1 protein-coding gene is annotated in these 11,228 nt (G+C 73.9%); it reads right to left on the bottom strand.

Annotation, left to right across the window (positions count from 1 at the left end; genetic code table 11):
* Positions 1-11,220: a type I polyketide synthase gene (locus tag ACH4S9_RS41165; RefSeq protein ID WP_398376806.1), complete on the bottom strand. Its 11,220-nt coding sequence runs from the start codon at positions 11,218-11,220 to the stop codon at positions 1-3.
* Between the last annotated feature and the right edge of the window lie 8 nt (positions 11,221-11,228).

Genomic DNA, 11,228 nt, shown 5'->3' with positions numbered 1-11,228 from the left:
TCAGGCCCTTCCCAGGTGGGAGTCGATGAATTGCAGGACTTCGTCGGCCGAGGCGTCCTGGAGCCGCTCCGCGACGCCGTTGCTCTCCGCCGCGGGTTTCTGGCGGCACCGTGTCAGCAGCGCCTCGAGCCGGGCTGTCACGGTGTCCCGTTCCGTGTCGTCCGCGAGCAGGTCGACGTGTTCCTCCAGCCGGTCCAGTTCCTGAACAAGGGCCTCCGCCCCGCTCAGCCCCTCGGAGACGAGCTGTTCGCGCAGGTGCTCGGCGAGCAGCGCCGGGGTGGGGATGTCGAAGACGAGAGTGGAGGGCAGCTTGGTGTCGGTGGCCTGGCTGAGCCGGTTGCGCAGCTCGACGGCGGTCAGCGAATCGAAGCCGATCTCCTTGAAGGGCCGCGCCGGGTCGACGGCGAGGACGTCGCCGAGCCCGAGCACCGCCGCCACGTTGCGGCGCACCAGTTCCAGCAGGGTGCGGCCCTGCTCGGCGGCGGACATGCCCGCCAGGCGCTCCGCCATCGGCTGGGCGTCCCCGGCCGCGTACTGCGCCGCCGCGGTGGCGCGCCGGACGGGTGCCGCCCGCACCAGGCCGCTGAGGACGCGGGGCAGGACCTGGGCGCCGGCGAGGTCCCGCAGTACCTCCGGGTCGAGGCGGGCGGGCATCAGCAGGCTCTCGGGCCGGCGCCCGGCCGCGTCGAACAGGGCGAGACCCTGGTCGGAGGAGAGCGCGCGCACACCGGAGCGCTCCATGCGGGCGATGTCGCGCTCGCCCAGGGTGCCGGTGATGCCGCTGCTCTGCTCCCAGTGGCCCCAGGCCAGCGACTGACCGGGCAGCCCGGCGGCCCGGCGGTCCTGGGCGAGGGCGTCGAGGAAGGCGTTCGACGCCGCGTAGTTGCCCTGGCCCGCGGCGCCCCCCGGGCCGCCCGTCGAGGAGAACATCACGAACGCCGCGAGATCGTCTTCACGGATCAGCTGGTGCAGGTTGACCGCCGCGTCCACCTTGGGCCGCAGCACGGTGTGCAGTTGCTCGGGCGTGAGGGAGGGGACGGTGCCGTCGTCCACCACACCGGCGGCGTGGATCACGCCGGTCAGCGGGTGCTCGGCGGGGATGTCCGCGAGCAGCGCCGCCAGCGCGTCGCGGTCGGCGGCATCGCAGGCGGCGATGGTCACCTCCGCCCCCAGAGCGGACAGTTCCTCGCGCAGCGCGTCCGCGCCGGGCGCCTCGGCACCCCGCCGGCCGGTCACCAGGAGGTGGCGAACGCCGTGGGTGGTGACCAGGTGGCGGGCGAGCATGCCGCCGATCGTGCCGGTGCCGCCGACGATCAGCACGGTGCCCTCGGGGTCGAGGGGCGCCGGGAGTGTGAGCACGGCCTTGCCGGTGTGCCGGGCCCGGCTCAGATACCGGAACGCGTCGGGGGCGAGGCGCAGATCCCAGGTCCGTAGGGGCAGATGACGCAGCACGCCCCGCTCCATGAGGCCCACGACCTCGGTGAGGAGCGCGCGGACCCGTCGCGGATCGGCCCCCGTGAACACCCGGTAGCCGATGCCCGGGTGGGCGGCGCCTGGTTCGTGGAGCTGTGCGGCATCGCGGACCTCGGTCCGGCCCGGCTCCACGAACCGGCCGCCGTCGCGCAGCAGGCGCAGCGAGGCGTCCCTGAACTCCTGGGCGAGGGAGTTCAGCACCACGTCCACGCCCCGGCCGCCGGTGGCGGCGCGCACCCGGTCCTCGAAGTCGAGGGTCCGGGAGGAGGCCAGGTGGTCGTCGTCCAGGCCGAGGGCGCGCAGGGCGTCCCACTCGCTCTCATCGGCGGTGGCATAGACCTCGGCGCCGAGATGCCGGGCCAGTTGCACGGCGGCCATGCCGACGCCACCGGCGGCCCCGTGGACGAGCACCACGTCGCCCTCACGGACCTCGGCGGGCTCGGCGAGGCAGCAGTAGGCGGTGAGGAACGCCAGGGGCACGGCGGCGGCCCGGGCGTAGGACCAGCCGGCGGGGACGGGTACGAGGCTCCCCTGGTCGGCGACGGCCAGCGGGCCGAACGCACGAGGGAAGACGCCCATCACACGGTCGCCGGGGGCGAGTCCGATGACACCGGGCCCCGTCTCGACGACGACCCCGGCCCCCTCACCGCCCATGGGCTGCTGGTCGGGAAGCGGGTCCGGGCCCGCGACGACGTCGTGGGGGTTGAGGCCCGCGGCCCGCACAGCGATGCGGACCTGGCCCTCCCCCAGCGGCCCGGCCGCCTCGGGGTGCGGCACCAGGGCCAACTGGTCCGGAGCGACGGGAGTGCCGGGAGTGCCGGGACAGGCTGTGTCGAGGCGCCAGCCGGGCACGTCCGGCGGGGTGAGGGCGGTGTCCTTGCCGATACGGGCCAGGCGCGGGACGACCAGACGGCCGCGGCGCACCGCCACCTGGGGCTCGCCCGCCCCGAGCGCCACGGCGAGGGCGCGGGGCAGCAGGCCGGCCGCGTCCTGGTCGCCGTCCTCCAGGTCCACCAGCACGAGCCGGTCGTAGCTCTCGATCTGCGCCGAGCGCACCAGGCCCCACAGCGGTGCGTGCACCAGGTCGGCGACGCGCTCGTCGCCGCTGGTCGACTGGGCGCCGTGGGTCACCAGCGCCAGCCGGGAGTCGCCGAACCGCTCGTCCCCGAGCCAGCGTTGGACGACGCCGAGCAGCCGTTCGGTCTCGTCGTGGACCGCGTCGGCGAGTCCGGGGTCGGCTTCGGTTCCGCCACCGGCGAGCGGGGCGCAGTCCAGTACCACCAGGTCGGCCAGGGGTGTCCCGTCGTCGACGGACCGCGCCAGCTCCGCGAGGTCCCGGGTGGTGCGGACGGTGTGTCCTGCGCGTTCCAGTGCGTCCTCGATGCCGAGGCCGCCGGCACCCACCACGTCCCACGTACGGCCGGCGAACACCCCGGGCTCGGGCTCGTACTCGGTGGAGACCCACTCGACGCGGTACAGCGAGTCGAGCTCGGCACCGCCGCGGCGCAACTGCCGGATGGAGACCGGGCGGGAGACCACCGCCTCGGCGGACGCGACCGGGCGGCCCGAGGGGTCCGCAACGCTCAGGGCCACCCCGTCGCCGCCTGGAACCATCCGGACCCGCAGCGCGGCGGCGCCGGTGGCGTACAGCGACACTCCGGTCCAGGTGAACGGCAGCAGCAGCTGCCCGTCGAGCGCACCGCCCTTCCCGATGCCGCCGGCCTGGAGCGCTGCGTCCAGCAGGGCGGGGTGCAGACCGAACCGCCCCGCGTCGCCGCGCAGTTCCTCGGCGAGCGCGGCCTCGGCGAACACCTCGTCACCGCGGCGCCAGGCCGCCTTCAGGCCGCGGAACGCCGGGCCGTAGCCGTAGCCCGCCTCGGCCAGGCCCGCGTAGAGACCGTCCAGCGGCACCGGCTCGGCACCGGTCGGCGGCCACTGGGCGAAGTCGAAGTCGTCCGGCCGGGCGCCTGTGGTGAGGGTGCCGCTCGCGTGCCGGGTCCAGGGCCGGTCGGCGGCGTCGTCGCCCTCGGCGCGCGCGTGGACGGTGAAGGCTCGACCGCCGTCCTGGCCTGGCGCGGAGACGACGAGCTGGAGCTGGAGCGCCCCCTCTTCGGGGAGGATCAGGGGGGTTTCCAGGACCAGTTCCTCGACGCGGTCGCAGCCTGCCTCGTCCCCCGCGCGCACGGCGAGGTCGACGAACGCCGTGCCGGGCAGGAACACCGAACCGGCCACGGCGTGGTCGGCCACCCAGGGGTGTCCGGCGGTGGAGATCCGGCCCGTCAGCACGATCTCCTCGCTCTCGGCGACCCGCACGGCGGCGCCGAGCAGCGGGTGGTCGGCGGAGGTCAGGCCGAGGCTGTGGGGATCGCCCTGGCCGCCGATGGTGGCGGGGTCGATCCAGTAGTGCTGGTGTCGGAAGGGGTAGGTGGGCAGGTCGAGGACGGGTGGCGCGGCTGCGGTCACGCCGTACCAGGTCTTCCAGTCCACGGGCAGCCCGGCGGCGAAGGCCTGGGCCAGGGCCCGGGCCAGCTGCGCCGGGCCACCCTGGTCACGCTGGAGAGTGGGCACCGTGGCCACGGGAAGGTCCAGCGTCTGGGCGGTCTCCTGGATGCCCACGCTCAGCACCGGATGCGGACCGGCCTCCACCAGCACCCGGTATCCGTCGGCCAGCACCGCCTCCACCGCGGTGCCGAACCGGACCTGACGGCGCAGGTTCTCCACCCAGTACGCCGCGTCCAGCACCGTGCTCTCCACCCGGCCACCGGTCACCGTCGAATAGAACGCCACCCCGGTGCCGGCGGGCTTGACGTCTCCCAGCGACGCCACCAGCTCCTCGGCGATCTCGTCGACCTGCGGGCCGTGCGAGGCGTAGTCCACATCGACCAGCCGCGCCCGCCCACCGGCCGACTCCACCGCCGCCACCACCTCGGCCACCGCCCCGGGCGGACCCGAGATCACCGTGGACCCGGGCCCGTTCACCGCCGCCACGACCACACCCTCACGCCCGCCGATCGCCTCCTCGGCCTCCTCCGCGCCCACCGCGAGCGAGGCCATCGCACCCCGGCCCGACAACACCCGCAACGCCTGCGAGCGCACAGCGACAACCCGCGCCCCGTCCTCCAGCGACAGCGCCCCGGCCACCACGGCCGCCGCGATCTCGCCCTGCGAATGCCCCACCACCGCCGCGGGCGCCACGCCATGGGAGCGCCACACCTCCGCCAGCGAGACCATCACCGCCCACAACGCGGGCTGCACCACGTCCACCCGGTCGATGTCCGCCGTCTCGTCGACGCCCCGCAGCACCGCCGTGAGCGACCAGTCCACGAAGGGCGACAGCGCGGCCTCGCACTCGGCGATCCGCGCCGCGAACACCGGCGAGGCGTCGAGCAGTTGCACGCCCATCCCCCGCCACTGACCGCCCTGGCCCGGGAACACCAGCACCGGACCGGCGCCCCCGGCCACCGGCTCGGCGGTCACCACACCGCCGGACGGCTCGCCCTCGGCCAGCGCCGTCAACCCGGCCAGCAGCTCCTTCCGGTCCTGGCCGACGACCACCGCGCGGTGTTCCAGCGTGGCTCGGCCGGCCACCAGCGACCAGCCGACCTCCGCCTCATCGGCGGCGGTCCGCTCGGCGAACTCCGCCAGCCGCGCGGCCTGGGCCCGCAGCCCCGCCGCCGACCGTCCCGAGACCACCCACGGCACCACACCACCGACCGGCACCGCGCCGGACTCGGTCGGAACCTCCGGCTCCTTGGGAGCCTCTTCCACGATCACGTGCGCGTTCGTCCCGGAGATACCGAACGCCGACACGCCCGCCTGCCGGGGGCGCTCCACCTCCGGCCAGGCCGTCGCCTCCCTGAGCAGTTCGACCGCCCCGCCGCCCCAGTCCACATGCGGTGTCGCCTCGTCCACGTGCAGCGTCTTGGGCACCACCCCGTGCCGCATCGCCATGACCATCTTGATGATGCCCGCCACTCCGGCAGCCGCCTGGGTGTGACCGATGTTGGACTTGACCGACCCCAGCAGCAACGGCCGCTCGGCCGCCCGCCCCTGACCGTAGGTGGCCAGCAACGCCTGCGCCTCGATCGGATCGCCAAGCGTGGTGCCCGTCCCATGCGCCTCGACGACATCCACGTCCGCCGTCGACAACCCCGCGTTCGCGAGCGCCTGCCGGATCACCCGCTGCTGCGACGGGCCGTTCGGCGCCGTCAGGCCGTTACTCGCACCGTCCTGGTTGATCGCCGAACCCCGCACCACCCCCCACACCTTGTGGCCGTTCCGCCGCGCGTCCGACAGCCGCTCCAGCAGCAACAGCCCGACACCCTCGCCCCACCCCGTACCATCCGCCGCCGCCGCGAACGACTTGCACCGCCCGTCCGCCGCCAACCCCCGCTGCCGCGAAAACTCCACAAACGCACCCGGCGTCGCCATCACCGTCACACCGCCCGCCAACGCCAGCGAACACTCACCGCCGCGCAACCCCTGCACCGCCGAGTGCAGCGCCACCAACGACGACGAACACCCCGTGTCCACCGTCACCGCCGGCCCCTCGAGCCCCAGCACATAGGACACCCGCCCCGACAGCACACAGCCGAGGTTGCCCGTGCCGGTGTAGCCCTCCATGTCCATGCTGGAGATCCCGATGATCGACAGATAGTCGAAGAGGGTCGCGCCGACATAGACACCAGTGTCGCTGCCGCGCAGCGAGCCGTGGTCGATCCCGGCGCGCTCGAACGTCTCCCAGGCGGTCTCCAGCAACAGCCGCTGCTGAGGGTCCATCCCCACCGCCTCACGCGGCGAGATCCCGAAGAACTCCGCGTCGAAACCCCCCGCGTCGTGGAGGAATCCCCCCTCGCGCACATAGCTGGTGCCGGGGCGGTCCGGGTCCAGGTCGTACAGCGTGTCGAGACGCCAGCCTCGGTCGGCCGGGAAGGGCGACATCGCGTCCCGGCCCGTGGCCACGAGGTCCCAGAGCTGTTCGGGGCTGCTCACCCCGCCCGGGAACCGGCAGGCCATACCGACGATCGCGATCGGCTCGTCCGATTCCCCGACCGGCGTGACCGTGCCGGTCACGGCCGTCTGGAGGCCGGAGATTTCCGCGAGGACGTAACGGGCCAGGTCGTCCGCGGTGGGGTAGTCGAAGATCAGTGTGGTGGGCAGCGGCATCCCGGCGCTGGCGCTGAGCCGGTTGCGCAGCTCGACAGCGGTCAGCGAGTCAAAGCCCATCTCGAAGAACGGCTTGGTCGCGGAGATCGCGTCCGGGCCCGAGTGGCCCAGCACCCCGGCCGCCAGGGCGCGGATGTGCTGCGTGAGCATCTGGTGCCGCTGCTCCGCGACGGCCGCGGCCAGTTGCTTGCGCAGCGGGCTGTCCTCGGACGGCGTCTCCTTCTCCAGCAGTTCGACGGCCTGGGGAATCTCGGCGAGCAGCCTGCTGACGCGCTGCCCGGCGAACGCCGCGGCGAAGCGCCGCCAGTCGAAGTCGGCCACCGTCAACGCCGTCTCGCCGCGGCCCAGGGCATCGCCCAGTACCCGCAGCGCCAACTCGGGAGCCATGGCGGTCAGCCCCCGCTCGCGGAAGAAGGCCGCCACCGCGTCGCCGGCGGTCATGCCGACCTCGCCCCACGGGCCCCATGCCACCGACAGACCCGGCAGGCCCTCGGCGCGGCGGCGTTCGGCCAGCGCGTCCAGGTACGCGTTGGCCGCCGCGTACGCACCCTGCTGCCCGCTGCCCCAACTGGCCGCGCCGGAGGAGAACAGCACAAAGGCCGACACGTCCATGTCGCGCGTCAGCTCATCGAGCCATCGCGCACCCCCCGCCTTCGCCGCCGCCACCTGCGCCACCCGGTCCGGGTCCAGGTCGCTGACCGGGGTGTAGTCGCCGACCCCCGCGGCGTGGAAGACCCCACGGAGCGGATGCTCTTCCGGCGCCCGCGCCAGCAGCGCGGCCACCTCGTCGCGGTCCGCGACATCGCAGGCCACCACGTCCACCGAGGCGCCCAGCGCCTCCAGCTCCGCCGTCAGCGCCTCGGTCCCCGGCGCGGCGGAGCCCCGGCGGCCTGCCAGGATCACATGGCGCGCGCCCCGCTCCACGACCCACCGGGCGACCCGGCCGCCCACCCCGCCCGTCCCGCCGGTCACCACAACGGAGCCGTCGATGCGCCACTCCGCACCCGGCGCACCCGCCGACGCCGCACGCAGGCGACGCCCCAGCACGCCCTCCGCACGCAGCGCGACCTGGTCCTCCGCGCCCTCGGCCACCACCGCGGCCAGCCGGCCCGCCGTGCCCTCCTCCGCCACCGCCGGAAGATCGATCAGGCCGCCCCACCGCTTCGGATACTCCAGCGCCACCACGCGGCCCAGACCCCACACCTGGGCCTGCACCGGGCTTACGGCGCCGTCCCCGGCGGCGGACACACCGCCGCGCGTCACACACCACAGGCGCCCGCCGAAGTCCACCTCGTCCAGCGCCTGCACCAGGGCGAGCGTCCCGGCCAGTCCCATCGGCAGATGCGGGTGCTCCGGGTGTACGGCCTCGTCGAGGCTCAAGGCGCTGATCACACCGGCGATCTCGGGCCGGCCCTCCAGTTGCCGCAGCCGCTCGGCGAGGGGGCCGCGCGCCTGGTCCCCCGGGGCCAGCGGGAGGAGCACGCACTCCGCCCCATGGCCTTCGAGCGCCTGGGTGACCGTCTCGACCGCGGCGTCCCCGGCCCACTTCTCGGGGACGACCAGCAACCATGTGCCGCTCAGCCGGGGAGCCGCGTCCAGGCCGGTGACGGCGGACCAGGCGGTCCGGTAGTGCCATGCGTCGATCCGGGCCTGATCCCGGGTACGCCGACGCCACTCCGCCAGCACCGGCAGCGCGGGAGCCAGCACGTGTCGCGCGGCGTCCTCCCCCACGCGCAGCGATGCCTCGAGCCCGGCGAGATCGCCGCTCTCAACGGCGCTCCAGAAGCGCTCGTCCTCTGCGGAGCCCTTTCCCTCGGCCCCCGCCCAGGTACCCGGCTTCAGCCAGTAGTGCTGGTGTTGGAAGCGGTAGGTGGGCAGGTCGAGGACGGGTGGCGCGGCTGCGGTCACGCCGTACCAGGTCTTCCAGTCCACGGGCAGCCCGGCTGCGAAGGCCTGGGCCAGGGCCCGGGCCAGCTGCGCCGGGCCGCCCTGGTCACGCTGGAGGGTGGGCACCGTGGCCACCGCGATATCGCATGCCTGGGCGGTCTCCTGGATGCCCACGCTCAGTACCGGATGCGGGCCGGCCTCCACCAGCACCCGGTACCCCTCGCCCAGGACCGCCTCCACCGCGGTGCCGAACCGGACCTGACGGCGCAGGTTCTCCACCCAGTACGCCGCGTCCAGCGCCGTGGTCTCCACCCGGCCACCGGTCACCGTCGAGTAGAACGCCGTGGCCGTTTCCACCGGAGTAATCTCCCCCAGCAGCGCCACGAGATCCTCGGCGATCTCGTCGACCTGCGGGCCGTGCGAGGCGTAATCGACATCGATGAGCCGCGCCCGCCCACCGGCCGACTCCACCGCCGCCACCACCTCGGCCACCGGCTGGGGCGGACCCGAGATCACGGTCGACCCCGGCCCGTTCACCGCCGCCACGACCACACCCTCACGCCCGCCGATCGCCTCCTCGGCCTCCCCCGCACCCACCGCGAGCGAAGCCATCGCGCCCCGCCCCGACAACACCCGCAACGCCTGCGAACGCACCGCCACGACACGCGCCCCGGCCTCCAGCGACAGCGCCCCGGCCACCACGGCCGCCGCGATCTCGCCCTGCGAATGCCCCACCACCGCCGCAGGCACCACACCATGGGAGCGCCACACCTCAGCCAACGAGACCATCACCGCCCACAACGCCGGCTGCACCACATCCACCCGCGACGCGTCCACCCCGCCCTCGCCCCGCAGCACCGCCGTCAGCGACCAGTCCACAAACGGCGACAGCGCCGCCTCGCACTCCGCGATCCGCGCCGCGAACACCGGGGAGAAGTCCAGCAACTCCACCCCCATCCCCCGCCACTGACCGCCCTGGCCCGGGAACACCAGCACCGGCCCGGCACCCCCGGCCACCGGCTCCGCGGTCACCACACCACCGAACGGCGCCCCCACGGCCAGCGCCCTCAGACCGGCCAGCAACTCCTCCCGGTCGTCGCTGACGACCACCGCCCGGTGGTCGAGCATCGCCCGGCCCGCCGCCAGCGACCAGCCCACCTCGGGCGGGTCGGCGAAGGTCTGCTCGGCGAACTCCGCCAACCGCTCCGCCTGGGCCCGCAGCGCCGCCGCCGACCGCCCCGAGACCACCCACGGCACCACGCCACCGGGGACCGTCGGCTCGGTGGTCGCCACGTCCGCCGCCGGTGCTGTGGCCTCTTCCAGAATCACATGGGCGTTGGTGCCGGAGATGCCGAACGACGAGACAGCCGCCCGCCGGGGGCGCTCCGCGTCCGGCCAGGCCGTCGCCTCCCTGAGCAGTTCGACCGCTCCGCCGCTCCAGTCCACATGCGGCGTCGGCTCGTCCACGTGCAGGGTCTTGGGCAACAGCCCGTGCCGCATCGCCATGACCATCTTGATGATGCCCGCCACTCCGGCGGCCGCCTGGGTGTGACCGATGTTGGACTTGACCGACCCCAGCAGCAACGGCCGCTCGGCCGCCCGCCCCTGACCGTAGGTGGCCAGCAACGCCTGCGCCTCGATCGGATCGCCAAGCGTGGTGCCCGTCCCATGCGCCTCGACCGCGTCCACATCGGCGGGCGACAGCCGCGCGTTCGCGAGCGCCTGCCGGATCACCCGCTGCTGCGACGGACCGTTCGGCGCCGTCAGCCCATTGCTGGCACCGTCCTGGTTGATCGCCGAGCCCCGCACCACCCCCCACACCTTGTGGCCGTTGCGCCGCGCGTCCGACAGCCGCTCCAGCAGCAACAGCCCGACACCCTCGCCCCACCCCGTACCATCCGCCGCCGCCGCGAACGACTTGCACCGCCCGTCCGCCGCCAACCCCCGCTGCCGCGAAAACTCCACAAACGCACCCGGCGTCGCCATCACCGTCACGCCACCCGCCAGCGCCAGCGAGCACTCGCCACCGCGCAGCGCCTGCACGGCGGAATGCAGCGCCACCAATGACGACGAACACCCCGTGTCCACCGTCACCGCCGGCCCCTCGAGCCCCAACTCATAGGACACCCGCCCGGACAGGACACAGGCGAGGTTTCCGGTGGCGGCGTATCCCTCCACGTCATTGGCGGCCATGGCGGTGAGCACCATGTAGTCCTGTGAGGTCACCCCGGCGTAGACGCCCGTGCTGCTGCCCGCGAGGCCGTGCGGGTCGATGCCGGCGTGTTCGAAGGTCTCCCAGGCGACCTCCAGCAACACGCGCTGCTGGGGGTCCATCACCACCGCTTCACGCGGCGATATCCCGAAGAATTCGGCGTCAAAGCCTCCGGCGCCGCGCAGAAAGGTGCCCTGGCGCGCATAACTCGTCCCCGGCCGGTCCGGGTCGGGATCGAACAGGTTCTCCAGATCCCAGCCGCGGTCCTCCGGGAAATCGACCAGCCCTTCGCCTCCGGCCGCCACCAGATTCCACAAGTCGTCCGGGTTCTCAACCCCGCCGGGAAACCGGCAGGCCATTCCGACGATCGCGATCGGCTCGGGTTCGGCGGACTCCGCTTCGCGCAGACGCTGCCGAGTGTCACGCAGTTCTGCCGTCACCCACTTGAGGTGGTCGAGAAGCTTCGCCTCGTCCTTCGCCATCGCTGGCG

Origin of the sequence: Streptomyces sp. NPDC021225, from assembly GCF_044332865.1 — a bacterium.
GTDB lineage: Bacteria > Actinomycetota > Actinomycetes > Streptomycetales > Streptomycetaceae > Streptomyces.
Note: the sequence above shows the minus strand (reverse complement) of the source record. Positions and strands in the feature narration are given on the sequence as shown.